Source organism: Paenibacillus cineris, assembly GCF_018333335.1.
Classification (GTDB): Bacteria; Bacillota; Bacilli; order Paenibacillales; family Paenibacillaceae; genus Paenibacillus_AQ; species Paenibacillus_AQ favisporus.
In genome coordinates, this window is sequence record NZ_BORU01000004.1 from 309526 (window position 1) to 329989 (window position 20464).

22 protein-coding genes are annotated in these 20464 nt (G+C 54.7%); 7 read left to right on the forward strand and 15 right to left on the reverse strand.

Going from position 1 to position 20464, the window contains the following annotated elements:
* Nucleotides 1-84 precede the first annotated feature (84 nt).
* The 3 genes from KI379_RS28115 to KI379_RS28125 form a co-directional block, all read right to left on the reverse strand.
* On the reverse strand, nucleotides 85-582 hold the full coding sequence (locus KI379_RS28115) for a MarR family winged helix-turn-helix transcriptional regulator (protein ID WP_212985640.1): 498 nt from the start codon (nucleotides 580-582) through the stop codon (nucleotides 85-87).
* A gap of 210 nt (nucleotides 583-792) precedes the next feature.
* Nucleotides 793-1692, reverse strand: coding sequence for an ROK family protein (locus tag KI379_RS28120; protein ID WP_212985641.1), 900 nt, complete (start codon nucleotides 1690-1692; stop codon nucleotides 793-795).
* Between the two features lie 122 nt (nucleotides 1693-1814).
* Entirely contained in the window at nucleotides 1815-1985 is a 171-nt protein-coding gene (locus KI379_RS28125; protein ID WP_163882017.1) for a hypothetical protein, read from the reverse strand.
* 142 nt (nucleotides 1986-2127) lie between these two features.
* Between KI379_RS28125 and KI379_RS28130 the strand changes: the two genes are divergently transcribed.
* The 3 genes from KI379_RS28130 to KI379_RS28140 are packed head-to-tail and all read left to right on the forward strand — an operon-like array spanning nucleotide 2128 to nucleotide 5836.
* Nucleotides 2128-3612, forward strand: coding sequence for a spore germination protein (locus KI379_RS28130; protein WP_084203960.1), 1485 nt, complete (start codon nucleotides 2128-2130; stop codon nucleotides 3610-3612).
* A gap of 15 nt (nucleotides 3613-3627) precedes the next feature.
* On the forward strand, nucleotides 3628-4725 hold the full coding sequence (locus KI379_RS28135; RefSeq protein ID WP_212985642.1) for a GerAB/ArcD/ProY family transporter: 1098 nt from the start codon (nucleotides 3628-3630) through the stop codon (nucleotides 4723-4725).
* Nucleotides 4715-5836 carry a Ger(x)C family spore germination protein gene (locus KI379_RS28140; RefSeq protein ID WP_089549604.1) on the forward strand — a complete coding sequence of 374 codons (1122 nt, stop codon included), beginning with the start codon at nucleotides 4715-4717 and terminating at the stop codon, nucleotides 5834-5836. The genes KI379_RS28135 and KI379_RS28140 overlap by 11 nt, the downstream gene beginning before the upstream one ends.
* Before the next feature lie 158 nt (nucleotides 5837-5994).
* On the opposite strand, the gene KI379_RS28145 is transcribed toward KI379_RS28140, so the two are convergent.
* On the reverse strand, nucleotides 5995-6312 hold the full coding sequence (locus KI379_RS28145) for a hypothetical protein (protein WP_373309622.1): 318 nt from the start codon (nucleotides 6310-6312) through the stop codon (nucleotides 5995-5997).
* A 187-nt stretch (nucleotides 6313-6499) separates the two neighbouring features.
* On the opposite strand from KI379_RS28145, the gene yedE reads away from it, so the two are divergent.
* A complete protein-coding gene (yedE, locus tag KI379_RS28150) occupies nucleotides 6500-7708 on the forward strand; it encodes a selenium metabolism membrane protein YedE/FdhT (RefSeq protein ID WP_076172093.1) in 1209 nt (402 codons plus the stop codon).
* Nucleotides 7698-7925: a sulfurtransferase-like selenium metabolism protein YedF gene (yedF, locus tag KI379_RS28155; protein ID WP_212985643.1), complete on the forward strand. Its 228-nt coding sequence runs from the start codon at nucleotides 7698-7700 to the stop codon at nucleotides 7923-7925. Before yedE ends, yedF begins: the two co-directional genes overlap by 11 nt.
* 209 nt (nucleotides 7926-8134) lie before the next feature.
* Here the strand turns inward: yedF and KI379_RS28160 are convergent, their stop codons facing one another.
* The 8 genes from KI379_RS28160 to KI379_RS28195 form a co-directional block, all read right to left on the reverse strand.
* Nucleotides 8135-9154, reverse strand: a complete 1020-nt coding sequence (locus tag KI379_RS28160) for an NADP-dependent oxidoreductase (RefSeq protein ID WP_244879475.1) — start codon at nucleotides 9152-9154, stop codon at nucleotides 8135-8137.
* Between the two features lie 134 nt (nucleotides 9155-9288).
* A complete protein-coding gene (locus KI379_RS28165) occupies nucleotides 9289-9582 on the reverse strand; it encodes an ArsR/SmtB family transcription factor (RefSeq protein ID WP_212985644.1) in 294 nt (97 codons plus the stop codon).
* A 57-nt stretch (nucleotides 9583-9639) separates the two neighbouring features.
* Complete coding sequence (locus KI379_RS28170; protein WP_212985645.1) at nucleotides 9640-10566, reverse strand: M15 family metallopeptidase; 927 nt, start codon at nucleotides 10564-10566, stop codon at nucleotides 9640-9642.
* Between the two features lie 74 nt (nucleotides 10567-10640).
* On the reverse strand, nucleotides 10641-11714 hold the full coding sequence (locus KI379_RS28175; RefSeq protein ID WP_212985646.1) for an acyltransferase: 1074 nt from the start codon (nucleotides 11712-11714) through the stop codon (nucleotides 10641-10643).
* A 149-nt stretch (nucleotides 11715-11863) separates the two neighbouring features.
* Nucleotides 11864-12721 (reverse strand): RNA polymerase sigma-70 factor, encoded by an 858-nt coding sequence (locus tag KI379_RS28180; RefSeq protein ID WP_212985647.1) that lies wholly within the window; start codon nucleotides 12719-12721, stop codon nucleotides 11864-11866.
* Nucleotides 12722-12755: 34 nt separating this feature from the next.
* Nucleotides 12756-13937 carry an NAD(P)/FAD-dependent oxidoreductase gene (locus tag KI379_RS28185; protein ID WP_212985648.1) on the reverse strand — a complete coding sequence of 394 codons (1182 nt, stop codon included), beginning with the start codon at nucleotides 13935-13937 and terminating at the stop codon, nucleotides 12756-12758.
* 156 nt (nucleotides 13938-14093) lie between these two features.
* Nucleotides 14094-15353, reverse strand: coding sequence for an MFS transporter (locus KI379_RS28190; protein WP_212985649.1), 1260 nt, complete (start codon nucleotides 15351-15353; stop codon nucleotides 14094-14096).
* A complete protein-coding gene (locus KI379_RS28195; RefSeq protein WP_212985650.1) occupies nucleotides 15350-16201 on the reverse strand; it encodes a MerR family transcriptional regulator in 852 nt (283 codons plus the stop codon). Before KI379_RS28195 ends, KI379_RS28190 begins: the two co-directional genes overlap by 4 nt.
* 216 nt (nucleotides 16202-16417) lie before the next feature.
* Between KI379_RS28195 and KI379_RS28200 the strand changes: the two genes are divergently transcribed.
* On the forward strand, nucleotides 16418-17419 hold the full coding sequence (locus KI379_RS28200; RefSeq protein ID WP_212985651.1) for a phosphotransferase: 1002 nt from the start codon (nucleotides 16418-16420) through the stop codon (nucleotides 17417-17419).
* Between the two features lie 16 nt (nucleotides 17420-17435).
* Nucleotides 17436-18344, forward strand: coding sequence for an aminoglycoside phosphotransferase family protein (locus tag KI379_RS28205; RefSeq protein ID WP_244879476.1), 909 nt, complete (start codon nucleotides 17436-17438; stop codon nucleotides 18342-18344).
* A gap of 81 nt (nucleotides 18345-18425) precedes the next feature.
* On the opposite strand, the gene KI379_RS28210 is transcribed toward KI379_RS28205, so the two are convergent.
* From KI379_RS28210 to KI379_RS28220, 3 genes are all read right to left on the reverse strand, one after another.
* A complete protein-coding gene (locus tag KI379_RS28210; protein WP_089549593.1) occupies nucleotides 18426-18746 on the reverse strand; it encodes an MGMT family protein in 321 nt (106 codons plus the stop codon).
* Between the two features lie 201 nt (nucleotides 18747-18947).
* Entirely contained in the window at nucleotides 18948-19808 is an 861-nt protein-coding gene (locus tag KI379_RS28215) for an AraC family transcriptional regulator (protein ID WP_076172125.1), read from the reverse strand.
* Nucleotides 19809-20090: 282 nt separating this feature from the next.
* Complete coding sequence (locus tag KI379_RS28220; RefSeq protein WP_084203961.1) at nucleotides 20091-20459, reverse strand: hypothetical protein; 369 nt, start codon at nucleotides 20457-20459, stop codon at nucleotides 20091-20093.
* Nucleotides 20460-20464 lie beyond the last annotated feature (5 nt).

Sequence of the window (20464 nt, forward strand, 5' to 3'; positions counted from 1 at the left end):
CGCATCATCTCTTTCTCTTAGATTCCATATTTATTCGCACCCATTCCATGCGGTACGTTCTACCTTTTCATCTATCCCTTTTCATCACTGCTCAGCCTCATATTCATCAACGAACGGACCGCTCGCTCCGATATTCCGGTTGATCCGCTTCAGCATCCCGCTGAACAGGGCCAGCTCCGCCTCCGGAATACCGGCGAGCACCTCTTCCCGGTACAGCCGGTTGATCCGCCCGACCAGCTCCCGATGCAGCTGCCGGCCCTCTTCCGTGATATAGATCAAGAACGACCGCCGGTCCTCTTCATTTCGGCTGCGGCGCACGAGATGCTTACGTTCCAGGATGTCGAGAATTTTCGTCAGGTTTGCCTGGTCTTTATCGGCAATCCATGCGAGATCCTTCTGCGTAATGCCGTCCTGCTCACTGAGTCGCTTAATGACCGTCCATTGTTCCGGGGTAATATCGTCATCCTTTAAATGTACCGCCATGTACCGGTTCAGCGCGCGGCTGGTTCTGGAAACAAATTGTCCGTACAGATCCTCGTAGTCTCCCTTGTTCACGGCCGGATCGTCCCTTCTCTTGTGCATGTTCTTCTTTTCACTTTACAGCCAAAGATGTTTTTTGTAAATAATATTTGCAAACATATAATTAATATACAAACTATTTATCCAATCGCTTCCCTTCCCCTACATCATGCGCAGTACAGGTGTAAGGGGATACATCCGGTTTTCAAAAAAATGAACGCCATACGCCAAAAAGCAGCCATTCTACCCGAATGACTGCCATGCTATGTATTTCTATTCTCTTTCCAGTTGGTTCAAAATCAGCCTGGCCGCCCCGATCGCTCCCGCCTGGTTGCCGAGCTGCGCCGGGCGGACATCGATCCCCGGACTTAAGCTGGAGAGACATTCATCAAGCAGCGGCCACCAGATTTCCCGTGAATCGGTCAAGCCTCCGCCAATAACGATCACACCGGGGTTGAGGCCGATATGGATATTGTGCAGCAGCACACCTAAATTTCCGACGTATTCGTTGACAACCTTTACAACAGCCGGAAGCCCTCGCTTAAAGTCCTCCAGCACCTCAACCCCTGACGGATAGGATACGCCTGCAGCCTCTGCAGCAAGGGAAACCAGCGCCGTCCCAGACAGATATTGCTCCACGCAGCCCCGCTGGCCGCAGTTGCATGGCCGGCCCCCGGGTATGAGAATGGTATGTCCCCATTCTCCGCCGTTCCAGCCAGCCCCCCTGAACAGTTCCGTGCCCACCATATTTGCCCCGCCTACGCCAGTGCCCAGGGTAAGCATGGTGATATCGGGAATCCCCTTGCCCGCTCCCAGCCAAGCCTCTCCGACGAGGGCTGTGTTGGCGTCGTTATCGACAAAGACCGGCCGGCCGTATGCCTGCTCCAAGATCGCCTTCAGCTCCGTTCCCTGCCAGCCCGGCAAATTGTCGGTCGCATACACAATCCTTCCGGCATGGACGTCGACCCGGCCGGCGGTGCCGATACCGACTCCGGTCACATCGCCGTTTCTTTCCAGCAGCTCACGCAGAAGCGAATGCATGTTGGCCATAATCCGGTCTTTCCCCTGCTTCGCATCGGTCGCGATTTTACCGAGGTCGAGCACCTGTCCGTTCCTATCGAGCACCATGCCCTTGATGGAAGTTCCCCCAATATCCAGGCCAATTGCTTTCATGTATCGCACATCCCTTCGGTTCTGCTCAGATGCCTCCATTATAGCAATTTTCAGATATTTTCTCCATAAATATGTTTATAAAAGGAGAAATAGTTCAGCGCTACAATCGTACCTGCACCCCATCAACAGTACCGCTTGAAATGGATATTCTCGTACTTCATTCTCAGCCGGTCCCGGAGCGCAATCAGCTCGTCTTCAGTCATGGGTTCCAGCTTCTCCCTCGTATAATCCAGCCCATGCTCCTCCGCTATATCCAGTATCCCCCGAATATATAGTTCCCGGTAATCTTTCATCCCCGGCCCGCCTCCTTTGAAGTTTATCCCCTACTTCATACACTACCCCTCTGTTCTGTGATCAAACAGCAACCTCTGCCGCCTGCACCTGGTCGCGTATAACTGTACCACGATTGGATAGAATACCCACGAGGTGTGATTTATGGACATATTTGCAAAAATTAAGCATTTTTTTGTAGCCGGGGAACAAGAGAAAACAACCGTCAAAGAGCCGGAAAAAAATGAGCATCCTTCGCTGGAGCACACGATCCGGCAGTTCGAAAACTCGATGGATTTTATACACCGAACCTACCCGCATTGTAAAGTGGATGTTATTTATTTGGCTTTTCTCGTCGGCAATGACCAGCTGCTGCAGGAAATCATCCAGCCCTTTACCGATGCGGACGAAGAACAAGTCAAAACCGTCCTTAGCCGTTCCCAATATGTCGTCGTCGTAGACAGCAAAGAGTGCATCAAAGGCATTCTAAACGGCAAGGCAGCTGTTTTCTTCCGAGGCAGCACTTATTTGGTCGATATCGCCAAACCGCCCGGCCGCAGCATTGATCAATCCGAGACCGAAACGGTCATCTCCGGTCCCCATGACGGCTTTGTGGAGAATATTGGACAGAACCTCGGTGTCCTGCGCCAAAGGCTGAAGAGCTCCCATTTAAAGTTCATTAAGCTGGAGGTCGGGGAGGTTGCCAAAAACGTCGTCGTCATCGCTTATATAGAAGGGCTCGCCAATCAGGAAATTGTCGACGAGCTGATCAGGCGGATCCAAAGGATTGAATATAACGCCGTTACCGATTCCAATATGCTGATACAGTTTATCGATGAGAATCCCAACTCCATCTTTCCGCAATTTATGACGACCGAGCGTCCGGATGCCATCGTGTCCAAGCTGGTCGCCGGGCGGGTCGCCGGATTTGTCGATGGCAGTCCGTCGGGCTTTACCTGCCCGACCGCCTTCTTCGATTTCTTCTCATCGCCGGATGACTATTATCAGCGGTGGCTGATCGGCACCGCACTGCGCTTTTTGCGGTTGATCGGCTTCCTGATTACGATTTCCTTTACCGCCTTCTACGTATCTGTCACAACCTACCATTATGAAATGATCCCGCACACGATGCTGCTCAACTTGACGGAGTCCCGGGCCAAGGTCCCGTTTCCCCCGCTGCTCGAAGCGCTGCTTATGGAAACGACGATCGAGCTGCTGCGGGAAGCCGGCGCCCGGCTGCCGACGAAGGTCGGACAGACCATCGGCATCGTCGGCGGTATTGTCATCGGTCAGGCTGCAGTTCAGGCCGGGTTTACAAGCAACATCCTGATCATTGCCGTCGCGACATCAGCGATCGCTTCCTTCGTCATCCCGAGTTACATCATGAGTGCATCGATTCGTCTCATCCGGTTCGGGCTGATCATCATGGCCGGTATTCTGGGGAATCTTGGTCTGCTAATGGCCATCGGCATGGTCGTGATCCATTTGGCGGGGGTCACGAATATGGGGACCTCTTATCTCACGCCCCTGGCCCCAATCAACTTTAAGGACATGCTGGACACTTATATCCGGGGGCCGTTTTGGGCTTTGCGCAGCCGGCCGACGATAGTGAAAACACCCAACAAAAAAATCAATAAAATGCGGAAATAGCGGCGGTGATGGACTGTGAACGAAAAATTAAGCGCTTTTCATATTGCGACCTTGATCTATATGATCGAGAATAACATCACCTTGTTCGCCCTCCCGCGGCTGGTGGCGGAGAACATGGGAACCAACGGCTGGGTGGGATACATCGTTCTTGCCTTGGTATCCACCGGCAATATTTTGCTGTATTGGGTCGTCTATCGCATGGGGAAGGGACGGTCCATGTTCGACATTCTGGAGAAATCCCTGTCCAAATGGATTCTCTACCCGGTATATGCAGGATTGGCCGTCTTTTATATCATGATCGCTTCCTTTGTCGGAAAAAACTTCTTTCTGATCTTCCAGATGATTTCGTTCCAGACATCCAATGTAACGTTTATCTTTTTGCTGTTCTGTATTATGGTGTATTTCCTGCTCATCAAGCCTGTTTACAGCATCAGCAAAGCAGCCACGGTGTTTGCATTTATGACTTGGTGGACCTTATTGCTGACATCCTACCAGGCGCGCGAGTGGAAGCTGGTCCGCCTCACGTCTTATTTTTTTGAGGATCCTGCCGGGGGGCAGGTTCTTCACAATTGGGCCGAGGTGTATACGTCCTTTATTGGCTATGAGCTGTGCATCTTTCTATTCCCTTATGTCAACAAAAAGAGCAAATTGTTCAAGGGCGTTCTGTACGGTCATCTGCTGACTGCACTGGCTCAGGTGATCGTCCTGCTGACGGCGTTTGGCTTCTTCAGCTTCCAGCAGCTTCAGTCCCTGCTGTACCCGATCATCGATATGCTGGATTTTATTGAGATGCCGTTTATTAACCGGGTGGAAAACCTGGTGTTTGTCATTTTCGTATTCGGCAATCTGATTTCGACCACGATGTTTTCGTTCGCGTCCCTGTCCATGATCAAGCGGATCTTTCCCAAGACCCGTCCCAAGCGCCTCGAGTTTTTGATCGTGCTCGGGGTATTTATCGTCGGGTTTTATTCCAAGTACTTGTCCCAATCGGAATATCAGCTCCGGCGTGTGCTATTCACGGAGATCGGCGTTGCCTTCATCTTGCCTGCACTGCTGATCCTGGTGCTCCTGTTTCAAAAGCTTCGGGAAAGGATGAACAGCCATGAGCATTAACAAGCGCCTGCTGATGACGCTGACTGCCGTTATGCTGCTCACGGGATGCACCGACCAGCATATTATCGAAAGGGCGGGTTTCGTCCGGACGATTGCTTATGACTTATCCGGGGAAGGAGAAAACACCAAATTAAGGGTAACCGTCAGCATCCCGAAGTCCAACCACGAGGATGCGATTGTCTATTCTACCATGGCGGAATCAGGAAAGAAGGCCAAAATGATCTTTGACCGGCAGAACAACCGCCGCTTGGTCAACGGGCAGCTGCGGCAGGTCGTTTTCGGCGAGAGGCTGGCAAGAAGAGGCGTTTGGAGCAATATGGACACACTGACCCGGGACCCGTCCATCGGCTCGCGCCTGCATATTATCGTGGCGGAATCCGACCCGCATCACATCCTGATCCGGAACGACTATCCCCAAGGCCCGACCGCCGGAGAATATCTCGATACGCTGATCCGTACCGAAGCTAAGTCCGGTGAAATTCCGGATACCACCTTATATACATTCACAAGAGATTACTATGACGACGGCATTGACCCGGTCGCCACGATCTTAAAGGAAGAGAAGGAGTCTCTTTCTGTTGACGGCATCGCCCTGTTCAAAAACGATCAATATGTCGGGAAAATCAACGCGGATGACCGGATGTTCTTCGCCCTGCTCCATCACGGGGTCCGTGCCGGCGATTTAAACGTCGGCATTCAAACGGATCGGAACGCGGATGAGCAGGCGACGCTGGAGTACCTGTCCAGCAAGCGGAGGATCAAGGTGCTCTCGACCCGCGACATCCGCGAGGGCAGGCCGATTCAGGTCGCCCTCCATATCAGGCTGTCGGGCTCGCTGCTGGAGTATATTGGAGCGCTCGACATGAAGAAGCGGACCGATCAGCGAAAGCTGGAAGCGGAGCTGGAAAAAACCATTAACCGGAAGTGCCAGAAGCTGATCGACCACATGCAGGAGGTAAAATCCGACCCGATGGGTATCGGACAGTATGTCCGTAACTCGATTCCCCACAGCGTATGGAAGCAGCTGAAGTGGGAAGAGGTATTTTCCAAGGCGGATATCAGCGTGCACGTCGACGTCAAAATCCGGGATTACGGCAAAATGCTGCACTAATGCGGCTGGTTCCGCAGTGCTTTTATCGAATTTGTGAGAACGAATCAAAAAAACCGCCCGAACGAAACTGCACCTCCAGTGTAGAGACAATCTACCACTGAGGATGCAGTTTAAACGCTCGGTGCGGTTTTTTCCGTCTGTCTGCTTGGTCCGGCTGCCTAGTCCTCGTAACTGGCCAATCCCTGGTCCATCAAGAAATCCATTTCCGCCTCCAGAATAGCTTCCACGGTCATCTCGTCCAGCTTGATATCGCGGCGGCTCAGCACGTAATCGACCAAATCGTCCATGTCGATCTCCACCTCACCCTTCACATCGGCCTTGGCGTTGTTAATATAGGCTTCCTCATGCTTCAGGACGAGCGTAATGCTGTCCCTGTCGGCTTGGGTTTCCTCGGCAATATATGAAATCAGCTCTTGTTGTTTGAGCGGCTTGTTCATGGGCGAAATCATCTCCAATCTTTGTTTGACTAGAGCCATTGTACCACAACTTCCTCCGATCTCCATGGGCAACGCCCGGCGCGAAAAACCCTCTTCTCATTTCGGCCCGTTGTTGTAGAATAGAATGGCATCCCTATGGAATGCAAGGAAACCATTGGGAGAGCCAAATGATGAATTCAACAGCTCCCTACATCGGGACTGTTCGGAAAGGAAATGTTGGACGAGAATGAAGCAGGTGTACGACAAAGTGTTTAACCGCTACTGGAGCCCTTATTTGGCCATGGCGCTGGCCGGTATTTTAAGCGCCGTATATTTTGGTATCACCGGCACGGTCTGGGCCGTCACCGGGGAGTTTACCCGTCTGGGCGGACATCTTCTGGAATGGAGCGGCGTGGATATTTCGGACTGGGCTTACTTTCAGCTGATCCATATGAACGGAACCACGTTCACCCGGACCGACGGATGGATCGTCTGGGGCATGTTCATCGGCGCGCTGATCATGATTCTGCTCAGCAACAGCTTCAAAATCAGGGTGCCGCGGCAGAAACGCCGGCTGCTTCAGGGACTGGCCGGAGGTTTTGTCGCCGGCTTCGGGGCACGGCTTGCCCTCGGCTGCAATCTGGCGGCCTTTTTCACGGGCGTGCCGCAGTTTTCCCTTCACTCCTGGATTTTTATTGCCGCTACCGCAATCGGTACATACCTCGGGACCAAGCTGGTGAATACCTCCTGGTGGAAGGGCAAGCCCACCCTTCTGAAGGGTAATGCCGCCGCGCCTTCCGCGGCCCGCAAGAAGATCCAGCCCTACGTCGGTGCCGTTCTGGCGCTCGCGTATGCGGCTCTGATCGTCTATTTCTATGCGGCAGGCAAAACGATGCTGGGCACGGCCGCTTTGTTCGGGGCCGCCTTCGGCATTCTGATTGAACGGGGACAGATTTGCTTTACGTCCGCATTCCGCGATCTCTGGATCAGCGGACGGGCAGCCATGACGAAGGCGATCTTCGTCGGAATGGCCGTCAGCTCCGTCGCCACGCTGATCATTATTCTCGTAAACGGAATGGATCCGATTACGAAGATCGCCGCGCCGAGCACGCTGATCGGCGGCATCCTGTTCGGCATCGGCATCGTCATGGCCGGCGGCTGCGAAACCGGCATGATGTACCGTCTGATGGAAGGCCAGGTGGTATTCCTGCCTGTATTCATCGGCAACATTGCGGGAGCCACCGCTTTGGCATACGCCTGGGACCACCTCGGCATTTTCAATGCCATCGTGAAGCCAGGCAAACCGATCAACCTTATTACGGCAATGGGACCGGCCGGTGCGATCATTCTGACGCTGGCTTTGCTGGCGGTCGGCTTTGGTATCGCTGTGTACTGGCAAAAAAACTACCGGTTTGGCATCGGCTTTAAGAAAGGGGAAACAAAACATGTCCATTGATTTTACGCTCGATCTCCGCGGAGAATCCTGCCCGTATCCGGTCATTTACACGCTCGAAACGCTGCGTGACTTGAAGAAAGGCCAGCTGCTGCAGGTCATTACCGACTGCCCTTCTTCCTTCCGCAACGTACCGGAGGAAGCCGTGAAGCATGGGTATACGCTGGAACAGGATCCCGTCCGGAACGGGCAGGAGTTTTTGTTTTATATCCGCGCGTAAGCCGCGGCATACGTTGAAGACCAAAAAAAGGATTAGAGCGATAACCGCTCTAATCCTTTTTTACATAACAGACAAGGAACAGCGCCGAGAGAGTCCCCGTCACGCCCGCGATAACCGCAGTAACGCCGGCGGCCTCCGGCCGTTCCCTGACTTGATCATAACGTATGAAATGCATACCAGATCAAGATGTTTTTTCGTCGCGCCCATTTTTAGGCTTGCGGATCACTGACTTTGACTAACATTTTACCGAGATTCGTACCCTGGAACAGCTGCAGGAACGCGTCGACCACATGGTCAAAGCCCTCGACGATCGTTTCTTCGTATTTCAGCTTGCCTTCGGCCAGCCACTGTCCCAGCTGCTGCATGCCCTCAGCTTGGCGGGAGGCATAATCGCTCAGCACAAAACCTTTGATCATTGAGCGGGTCTTGATCAGCTTAGACAGAATTCTCGGACCCACATCCTCCGTGCTGTTGTAGGACGAAATCGCGCCGCACAGCGGAATCCGCGCATAGTCGTTCAGCAGGTTCATGACTGCATCCGATACGCTGCCGCCGACATTGTCGAAATACACGTCGACCCCGTTCGGACATGCCGCTGCCAGCTCTTCTTGGAAATTGTCGGCTTTATAGTTCACCGCTGCATCAAAGCCGAGCTCGCGGGTCAGGTACTCGCATTTCTCATCCGTACCGGCGATGCCGACGACGCGGGTGCCCTGAATCTTGGCGATCTGGCCCACGAACATGCCGACGGAACCGGCGGCTCCCGAGACGACGACGGTTTCCCCTGCCTTCGGCTTGCCGATATCCAGCAGACCGAAATAGGCCGTCAATCCGGTCAGGCCCAGCACACTCAAGTAAGCGGACAACGGCGCGATCGACGGATCGAGCTTGCGGACGCTGCCGGCATCGACCGTGTTATACAGCCTCCAGCCCAGCATGCCGATGACCTTGTCCCCTGGCTGCAGGTCACCGGACTTCGATTCCACCACTTCGCCGACGATCCCGCCGGAAATGACCTCATTCAGCTTGAACGGCTCCACATACGACTTCGCGTCGCTCATTCTCCCCCGCATATATGGGTCCACCGACAGATACAGTGTGCGGATGACGGCTTGTCCTTCCTGCGGCTCCTGGACGTTCCCTTCGCGGAACTCAAAGTTTTCGGGTCCCGGCATACCTACCGGGCGCGATTGTAACAGAATCGAACGGTTCATTAATGGTTGTACCATACAATATTCACATCTCCATCATTTAGAATTGGGGTCAAAAGGCGATGACTACACGGACTCAAAACCATCCAGCATTAATAGGATAGTTTTAAAACTTTCAAATTATAAAGAATAAAGAGGGGTTTCCCGCCCAATCATAGACTGTCCAGGAAACCCGGTAAAAATGCGTTAAACGTATCCTCTCTAAGCTGCCCGTATTTATTCTGGCCCCTCCGGTAAATGTGGATCAAATCGGCCTCATACAAAATCTTGAGATGATAAGACACGTTGGATTTGTCCATCCCAAGCGATTCGCCGACCTCACCGCATGTTTTGTGTTCCGGATGCCGAACCAGATACCGGACCATTTCGATCCGTTTCACTTCCGACAGCGCCTTGAAAATTTTGGCCCGCTTCTCATCGTCTTTTGACGTTAGTTTGATAGTCATGCAACTATCCTACTCCTTTGCCTTCGGCGGAGTCAAGCAGCCAAATTGTTACATCCCTTATTCTGCTGCCTGCTCTTTCTCGGTCGTAACAATGACCCCATCGATATTATCCCCGGAAATTTCATAGTTTGCAGAAGCCGGCTTATCAATTTTTCCCATATCGGCCGACGGGTAATAAGCGATCTCATAGGTCTTGCCTTCCACCGTCTCCGTGATCTTCCCCTGCTGCTTTAGATAGTCCAGATATTCTTCCAGCGCCATATTCTTCTCATACATCACGGCGCTGTGCGGCAGGCCGACATACCGGAAGTGCCACGGTTCATATTGGATGCCGGTAATGCTGATTTTGTCTTCGGGATAACGCAAAATAAAGCCGTATTTCCAGGCGTTCTCCTTCAGCCATTTGCCTTCCGGCGCCTTATCCATCTCCTTCAGACTGGAACCGATATCCATGGAGAGCCCCAAATTATGCTCGCTGGCACCGGCCGGAAGGGCATACTCGGAGCCTTTTTCCTTATACAGCTCCTCCTGCTTGTCAAAATCGCGGTAGCCGCTGCTGATGAGAAAATGATCCACGCCGTCCTTCCTGGCCGCGTCCACCATCGTCATAAAATGGCGTGCCAAATCCTCGGACAGCATAATATGCGCGTCCAGCAGGCTGTATCCTTCCATCAGGTCTTTATGATCAAACAGATTGACAACATCTTTCTTTACCGCATCCCCTGAAACGGGATGATCCTTGTTGACCAGCAGCAGGTTGCCCAGATGCACCTGATTCGAGCTGACGTCCAAATACGGACTTTCTTCCTTGGAAGGGGATTCATCTTCCGGCTTCGCCGAAGCTCCGCCCTGCTTGGCGGCTTCCTGTTCCGTTTCTGTCTTCACATGCTTTGTGCCCGAGCCGCCGATCTGATGCTGTACGCTTCTAAAGCCCACCAGCACCAGGATGACGATGACTGCGAGCATGAAAAACCACTTTCTCATTTCATCGTGTCCTCCTTCAATGCCTGTGTAATATAATAGAGGATCGCTTGGGAAATGAATAGGGGAAATTATGACTATTTCGCGGATTCGCCAACAATGTAAGGTGCCAGGGGCGTTCGGGAGACCGCCTTGACGATCGTCCAGGACAGCAGGATAGACAGCGCTCCGCCGGCCCATACAAGCAAATGATAAGAGAACGGTCCGGTCTGCTGCACATATTCCCGCCACAGGAGCAGGAAGAATGGATGCAGCAGGTAAATGCCGTAGGAATACGTCCCGAGCGAAAACAGTATCTTGTACAGCGGGCTTCCTTGACGGAATTTCCGCGCCAGCTGCAGCAGGAATAAGCAGGCCAGTGAGAAATACAAACCTTCGGACAGCTTGTTCATGTACGATAGATACGGCTGCGGAACCCAGTGCGGAGCGGCGGTCTGCAGCCATTTCTGTCCAATATACACGGCTGCAGCCGCTATAAACGCTGCCGACATCCAGCCCGCGCCTGAGCCAAACGCTTGTCGGACGCCCTTCTCCCTCATCTTTTTGGCAGCATAAGCCCCCAGGTATAAATACAGCATATACGATCCGATAAACGTACCGATTTCGTCCATATGCCATACATAATAGTTCAGCAAATAGATGGCCAGCTGGATGGCGATCCCGAAGACGAGCGGATGGCGTTTCAGCACCGGAATTTTCTGCAGCAGCATAAACAGCGGAAACAGCAGGTAGAACTGCGCGATAATGATCATGAAGTACAAATGCTCGTAATTGTTCCCCAGCGGCAGGTTGCTCCAGAATCGATGCCAGCCCTGCTCCAGCGGGAGTCCGTGATCGTACGTATAATAGGCCGCATAAAAAAGGGACCAGAACAGATACGGAACCACGACTTTCTTGATCCGCTTTTTATAAAAAGAAAGCCAGCTCAGCTGCCTCCCGTCGTAATGATAGAACAGCAGGAGCGCGCTCAGGAACAGAAATCCCGGAACGGCGAAATTACAGCCGACGTTTACGATATAGTACAGCGGGTATAACGTTGAACCGGTCGTTAGCTTCGTGACCGAAAACGAAGTCGTATGAATGGCAACCACCGCGATGATCAGTATGCCTCTCAGCAGCTCCAGATAGGTTATCCTCTCTCTTTTTCCCATAATGTCCACCCCAGATGTCAGGATTCAGCCTTATAGAGGTCATTACCCATATGGTGGGGGCGGTTACCAAGGTATTTTCTAGGGGGCGAAAAGCAAAAGGCCCGCGGGATGATTCCTGGGGCCTTAAACTGCTGCGTTAACCTACCGTTCTACAGATGCTGAAGCTTATCAGGGTTTCTGACGACAAACAGATCACGAATCCGGTCACCTTCCACATGGAGAAGCATGACGCCTTCGACCCCCTCCTGAGACCGGAACACAATCCCAGGCTGGCCGTTCAGTGAGACATGCTCAATCTGGATGTCTCCGTCAGCGGCCGAAAATTTGCGATACACGCCCAGCGCAAAGCGGGCGACGAAGATCGGCGACACGATCGGATGTACCGCCGCGGACGCCTTGCCGCCCCCGTCGGAGGTGATGACGACGTCCTTCGAGAGCAGAGACAGCACGGAATCCATGCTGCCCTGCTCCAGAGCCGACAGAAACCGGTGGACCCACTCTTCGTCCGCAGCTTCCGGCTGAATCGGCATCTCGGGATCGAACCCCATTTTGGCACGGGCCCGGCTGAACAGCTTGCGGCAGTATACCTCCGTTTTCTCGACGAGTTCCGCAATGTCCGGATATTCAAAGCCCAGCGCCTCCCGAAGGATAAAGACGGCGCGCTCCAGCGGGGACAGCCGTTCCAGCAGCACCAGCATCGCGTAGGACAGCAGCTCCCCGCGAACCACGGTTTCAGCGGTATCCTCCGCCGATGTCTCGATCGGCTCGGGCAGCCATGGCCCGAAGTACTGCTCCCGCTGCCTCTGGGTGGATTTCAGCATATCCAGGCAGCGGTTCGAAACCATTTTACACAGGTAGGATTTCGGTTCTTTCAGCTGTGCCAGGTCCCGGTCCGCCAGCTTCACGAAAACGTCCTGCACCGCATCCTCCGCATCGGACACGGAGCCCATCATTTGATAAGCGATCGAAAACAGCAGCGGACGGTAATTCTCATACAGTTCCCTCATGGATTGCTCACCTTTCCTACTGGCATGGCGCTGCTCACTTGAGCAGACTCGCATGATCCCAGGTGAATTTCCGAATATTCCAGCCGAGTCTCCCTTGTATGATCATATCGAGTCCCCACTGCCGGGTCCAGACCATTCCTTTGGCCGGACCAAGGCCGAAGCAGAAAACGTCCATATACCCTTTATGGACAGGTGCAGGACGGCCCTCGACATCCGCCGCCACGACCTGGCCGAGCCTGGCCGCCTGAGCGCCGGCTTCCTTGCAGGTCATACTGTCTGCCCGGCCCGTCTCCGGATCGACGATCTGCGCGCAATCTCCAATGCTGTAAACGCCGGGTTTGCCCTCCACCCGATAGCTCGCATCGACAACTACTTTTCCTTCCGCAGTGACCGGAAAGCCCATGCTGGAAAGCCTTGGATTCGGCACGATGCCAAGCGTCCATACGCACAGCCCTGCGGAAATTTCGCTCCCGTCCGAAAGGGCGATCACCCCGCCGCGTTCCCGGATGACCTTGCGTCCGTGCAGTGTAGTGACCCCTTCATCGGCTAGCAGCCGCTCCAGCTTGCGGGACACCTTCGCCGGCCCCTGCGCAAACAACCGCTCCTCGGCATTGACCAGGTACACCCGGATGTCCGCGGAATGAAGACCCATACCTTCGGCATCGGCACGAATGGCATGAGCCAGTTCGGCCGAGGTTTCAATGCCGCTGATGCCCCCTCCGGCCACGGCAAACGTCAGCAGCTTGGCGCGTTCCTCCGCACTGGCGGCGGCCGCTTCACGGAGATTCTGCTTCCACATCCGGCGGATCTGTTCAGCCGCTTCCGGCGAGGTCAGCGCAATACCGCCCTGATCCGGCTGTGGACGCCGAACCATGCTCCCCGCCGCCATCACCAGGATGTCATATCCAAGGCGTGCGTCCCCGCCCTCACTGCGGCTGTAGATCAGCTGCCTGGCGTCAAAATCCACACGCGTGACCTCCCCCTGAACGAGGTCTACGCCTTCCCCTTCCGGGAACAAGCGTCTCAAGGGGACGGCAATGTCCTCCTGCAGAGCCGCCGGCTTGAATAGCAGCACCTTGCGAAGGTGATAAGGATCCTTGTTGATCAGGATGAGCCTGAGTTCCCGGCCAGCCCCTTTAAGCGATTTTTGCAAAGCCTTGACCGCATTGATTCCGGCGTAGCCGCCGCCGACCACGACGCATGTTAACTTTTCCATAACGTCCACTCCCCGCTTTGGTTTTGCATATATCACGAGGAAGGGGAAGCATTTGTGACACTGAAAGCAGAAAAAAATGAAAAAGCGGCACATGCCAAAAAAAACCTCCCGCCTTCGGGAGGTCTCACCGGCTTCTATGATCCGGCTTCCTGTAATCTATGACTGGGCGCCGGGATTCAATCCGCAAGACGCCTCGCCTGCAGCATTCACGCATTCCGCCTGTCCCGCTGCCCCTGCGCTTCCTGGCTTCGAGCGCTCCAGCATGACGCTGCCCGCGGCTAACGCGATGCCAATGGCCACGATCACGGCCGAAGCCAGCGGCAGTCCGGACAGCCCCAGCCTGCTCTCAGCCACATACCCGCCGATAAAGGCGCCAAGCGCATTGCCGAGATTAAAGGCAGAGATGTTCAGGGTGGAGGCCAAATCCTGCGCCGAGCCGGACCGCCGCAGCACCTGGACGTTCAGCGGAGTGACCATCGCGTACGCGGCCGCTCCCCACACAAACACTGTAATGAGCGTGGGAACGACCGAAGTGCTCGTGAAATAAAAGGCGATCATCACTGCCAGCAGCAGCCCCATACTGCCCAAGAGAGCCGCATGAAGATGCCGGTCGGCCAGCTTGCCTCCAGCGGCATTCCCGATCACCGACGCCAGCCCAAACAGCAGCAGCACGATTGAAATGCGCTCCTCCGGCAGCCCCGTGATCTCCTGCAGGATCGGGGAGATATACGTAAAGGCCAAAAAGACGCCGCCAAATCCGAATACCGTCGTGAAAAGGGCCAGTACCGGGCCCGTACGCGCGACCTGCCCGAGCTGCCGGCGGATCTGAGGCCGTGTCGCCTGCGGCATGTCTGGAATCTTCCACAGGATGCCCGCTCCGACGAGCAGCGTAATGATGACCAGCATCCAAAACGGAAAGCGCCAGCCGAACTGCTGTCCGAGCAGCGTGCCCAGCGGCCCGCCGATGACCGTCGCAATCGTCAGCCCCGACCCGGCCAGAGATATGGCCGCGCCTTCCCGTCCCGGAGCCGCCAGCTGGCCTGCCATGACGACGGCGGCACCGAAGAAGGCCCCCTGGGCCACGGCGCTGACGACGCGGGAGGCGATCAGCAGTCCGAAGGAAGGCGCGACTGCGCTGAGCAGGCTCCCTGCCCCGAACAGGGCCAGCATGTATAGGAGCAGGCGTTTGCGGGGGACCCGGACTGTGGCGACCGTCAGCAGCGGTCCTCCCGCGACAACCCCGAGTGCATAGGCGGTGACGAGCCATCCTGCTGTCTGAACGGTGACCTCGTACTGCCGTCCGATGTCCGGCAGCAGACCCATCGGGAGCAGCTCTGACGTACTGATCACAAAAATGCCCACCGCCAGCAGGAGGACCTGCAGGATACCGGACGGAACCCGTTTTCTTTCCCTCATGCCTGTCCCCCCTCTGCCCCGGGAGCTCCGCCCGGTCTGTCCACGATCGGCATCTGCAGCTCGGACAACACCGGGCTGGCCGGCTGGTCCGGCAGTTCCCAGTAAATCTCCCGGCTCGGTTCCTGCTCCGAAATGCCGTATCCCTGTTCCTCAAGCCAACCGGCCAGCTTGGCCGTGACCTCATAGGAACCCGCTAGGCCTGCGGAATGGGCTATACAAGCAAGCTTGGCGCCTTTCAGCTCCCTAACCCGGATCCGGCCTTGGTCCGAAAGGGGGCCCGCAACCGGAACGCCTACCTCCAGGTCCACGGCGTCTTCGCATTCGGCACAGCTGTGCCACAGAACGATCACCTTTTGATCCAGGGTGCCCTTGTACAGCGTCTTGACGGCCTGCCGCAGCTCCCGGATCAGCCCCGGAACCTTCGATTTGGAGGTGACTTCCCGAATGGAGGCGATCCATTCAGGGCCGGTCTGCCTCACGATGACATCCAGGGGCGGCTCTCCATCCTCACTCCGGTCCAGCTCATCCAGCCTGGCCTCGATCCGGTTCAGGCGGGCCTGCTCCTCCCTCAGCATCTCGGCAATTTCGGCCGATTTATGAAGAAGCATCGCCCGCATCTGTTCCGTGCCCAAGGCTCCGTCCAGCAGCGGAATCATCTGCTCCAAGGTGAACCCCAGGTCCTTAAACACCAGAATCCGGTGAACCCGCTTCAGCTGGTCTGCCGTATAGAATCGGTATCCCGTATCCGGATCGGTATAAGACGGCTTCAACAGCCCGATCTGGTCGTAATAGCGAAGCGCTTTGGCCGATACCTGGCTAATTTTCGAAAATTCCGTAATTTTGAACATTTCCCAGCCTCCTCTCCGCTCCAGTATAAAGCTTTCCCTTAAGTGGAAAGTCAACCCCTGTGCCAGCATCCATCGTTCCAAGAATCCACAAGCTTTTACGAAATCCAAGGCGAATGTCCATACCTTTCATGACATAAAGAATACGATAAAAAATCAACGGTCACCACACCATGCGCTGCTGTCTAAGTTACTTTCTAACGGAGGGAGACCCCACCCATGTCACATCTACTGAGTCAAAGGGAAATCCGCAGCATTTCCCGGCGTTTCCGTCTGCAAACCCTTCGCTACACGCCGGTCTCATCGTTTTACCGGAAAAACGCCGTGATCCAGATCCAGACGAACCTGGGCACGTTTGCATTAAAGCCGTATAACCGGAATCCCCACCTTCGCTCAGGTCTGGCTGCCCAAATCAAATCAGCCGCAAAGTATGTTCGTCTGTTAATGAACAACGACTATGGCTTTATGCCGGACTGGCTTCCTGCCGACTCGGAAAAGCTGTGGGTCATGCGCCAGAGGCAGCCTTATTATATGACGGAGTGGATTCATGGACGGCCGATGGGGACGGAGCAGGATTGTGAGCAGCTGGGCCATGCCCTGGCAAAGCTTCACACCCTCCGCTGCGGGCTGCCGCCCACAACGAAATCGGCTACCTTGGAGCAAGTTCGGCTGTGGAAAGTCAAGGATCGTTATCTGCGGAAAAACATGGTTCAAGCAGCTTCCGCAAATACGGCGCTCCGAAGAGCCGTCAGGAAATACGGCGCGGCTTGGAAACGCTTCTCTGATGAGGCATGGTCCGAAATCCGCCATCCGGATATTTCGCGGCTTTGCGCCCAGGAAAAGGCGAATCCGGCCTTAATTCACGGCGATATCACGCCGCCGAATGTCATTATCGCAAATGACGAGCGTCTTCATATTATAGACTGGGATTTTATCAGAGTCGGCTCCACCTATGCGGATACGGCCAAGACGATCATGAATACGACCGGGTTTAATACTGCATTCATAGAGGCTTTTCTTAGGGGATACGAAGGGATCCGGCCCTTAAGCCCACCGGAGCGAAAATTGGTCACGGCATTATACGGCTTGCCGAGGGAAGCCTGGTATGCCGTCCGGTTCCCACGAAGCAACAGAAGCGCCGAGATGCTGAAGACCATGGACCAGACCTGGGTGCTCAGGCGTCAGGCGATGGAATATATGAGCAGGTGGGCAAATCTATAACCAAGGGGTGATGTTTGTGACGGACTTCAGGACCGGCATTGAAGAAACCTACGGCATGAGAATCCGTGAAATCAGGCGGGTAAAGGACGTGTTCCGAATTCGGACTCGTCTGGGTATTTACTGCTTGAAGGGCTACGATGTTCAAGTGGAAGAAGTCTTCTATATCGCCCGGGTCTTTGCCTGCCTGGACGAACGGGGATTTACCCGCAGTCCAAAAGTATACCCTACAACCGCGCTTTCGCCGGTCATGATCCATCAGGGCTCGGTGTACATGCTGACGAATTGGGTGCACGGAAGACAGCCGGATTTTGGGTCAGCAGCGGATTTGAGGAAAGGTCTTCGCTCGCTGGCCAGGTTTCACGCTGCCGCCGAAGGCTTTCCCACAGGGGAGGCCCCCGCCTCTAGAATACGTTATTTCGATTTGGAGAAAGATGTCTCGGATTATAAGGACCTGCTTGGGTGCTACGAAAATACACGCCACTTAGTCCCTCCTTGCGAAGAAGCGATCAGCCGGCTGCGAGAGCCCGCCGCTCTTGCGGCGATTACAGCGGAGCAGCAGGCATTTGCTTTTATCCATGGAGATTATAATTATCCCAACTTGATTAAAGACAAGCGGGGAAAGCTGCATCTGATTGACTTTGAAAACAGCTCACTGCACGTGCGAATGAAGGACTTAGCCCACATTCTCCACCGCAATTTTACCTGGAACGCTGGCGGAATGCTGCGTGCCGTCGAATACTACCAGCGGCACCGGCAGCTTAGCGCTCCGGATCTCTCCCTACTGCATGCACTGCTGTCTGCACCGTATCCCGTCGTCCGAAGCATCAAAATCGGCGGGATCCAGTCTGCCGCACGGGTCATCCCTTCTACAGACCGATTCTTGCAATATCAAAAAGAGCTGGGCGCATTGCTCACTTCCTCCTGAGTTCCCCGGCCATGCTCATCCTTCATCGAGATGGTGCGCCCGCCGCTGTTCAACGGAACGAAGGGAGTCTGTGGCAAGGCCTCAGTCCGCCCCAGGCTCCGGATAATAGCGGTACGCCTCTAAGTCAATCCGTCCCTCGGCATCGACCTCTATCCCTTCGCCCTTCAAATACAAAATTTGCAGCATGCGCGGCTCCTCCTCCACAAGGGCAATCTCGCCTTTCGCGTTGACGACCCGGTGCCAGGGAAGACGGTGCTTCTTGCCCAAGGAATGAAGAATGCGCACGACCTGCCTTGCCGCTCTCCGGCTCCCCGCCAGCTCGGCGATTTGCCCATAGGTCATCACGCGGCCCTCCGGTATATTTTGAATAATGTGGATGACGTTCATCGTAAAAGGCGTCATTAGCTTCTCCAACCTCCAAAACGGGATTCATGCTTAAAGCGGTCGATCATATACTGATACGCCGGCCGCTTCCGGCTTTCCTGCAAAAATCCAGCCGTAACAGCAGGCTGCAAATCAACGACGGCTTTTCACTAGCACAACATCAACAAGACCGCCTCTAAAGAGGCGGTCTTGTTTGGGCTGCAGCGCTTGTACAGGTCGTTACTTCACCGGAATCCAAATTTCCGAATACAGGTCCGGACTGGAAGGATCCTCGTCCGTATAAACCTCCAGCTCGGCGGTGCCGGTATACTCGTAACCGCTGGACGGAAACCATTCGGAGAAAATCCGCTTCCAGGCGCTCTGCATCGCGTCCGGCATCGGGCCGCGCACTTCGAACACGGCCCATTTGGATGCCGGGATGTCCAGCTTCTCCAAGCCTTCCGGCACCTCCTGGTCGCACTCGGTCGCAATCCAGTAGTCCATCTCCTCCGGTCTCACCGCGCTTTGATCGACGCATACGCCAAGCACGCCCTTGATTTGCCCGCTGTTCACGCGGAACAACAGGTCGTTGACCCCGTTCTGGTGAACCTCCTGCCACATCTTCGGAATCCCCTCGAGATTCTGGCCATTTTCACAGGAAAAGGCCCGTTTGACTCCAACGACCTGGAACGCTTCTCTCTCCACAATATGATATTTCACCGGTTCGGCTCCTTTCAGACTCACCTGGATGACCAGGCGGTTATAAAATTGCAGCTTCCCGATCCCTTTCCGCGCTTCCGTCGGGGTCACGCCGTGCTGCTTGCGAAAAGCTTTCGAGAACGCCTCGGGAGTGTCGTACCCGTATTTGCAGGCAAGGTCGATAATTTTGGTATCCGTCCCCGTCAGCTCCTTCGCTGCGAGAGACAGCCGCCTGCGCCGAAGATAATCGCCGATCGTAATGTCGGTCAGCAGCGTAAAGGTCCGCTGAAAGTGAAACGGCGACGAATGTGCCTGCTTCGCGATCTCCTCAATGGTAATGTCCTCGGAGAGGTGGTCCTCCATATAATCGATTGCCCGCTGCAGCGATTCTACCCATGCCATATATCCGATCACTCCTCGTAAGTCATCATAACCCCGTCATTCGCCAAAATCCTGTCATTCCGTGCTATTGCCGAACAGGTTGTCCGTTACATTCTTCCGTTAAACTTAAGTATACAACAGGAACACGGGGGTACAGCACTCCGTTTGGCGAAGGCAGCACAAATCAGGGAGCCCGGCTGTTTGGGAACTCCGCATAGAACGAACGTCAAATAAGCCCGAAACGCGAAGGTTTCGGGCTGCCATCGGATGTGGCTGATCATCAGGTACGCTCACCGTTCACTTTTATTTTCCCCATTTCAGGAACATGGCCAGTTTGCAGCAAGGGTCGGTTTCAACTAACGGGTCGACGGTAATCCCGATTCCGCTCGGAGAAAACTCGGACGAAATCTTCGACCTGCTGCTGATCGACTTCATCAGCCGGTCCACCTCCTGCTTGTTGCCGGCCTGGGCGGCTGTCATCACCTGAACGGCAAAGGCATGGTCCGACAGCCGGTTGAGAATTTTGTAGCCCTCCTCCATCAGCGAATAATATCCCTGAATGGACTGGTTGAGGGTATCGGTCTTGATCTGCGGGTATTCACGAATCCATGAATAGTAATAGGGCCGCGGGTAATAATGGGGACACCATCCACCGTATGAGGGATAACTCATGGCGT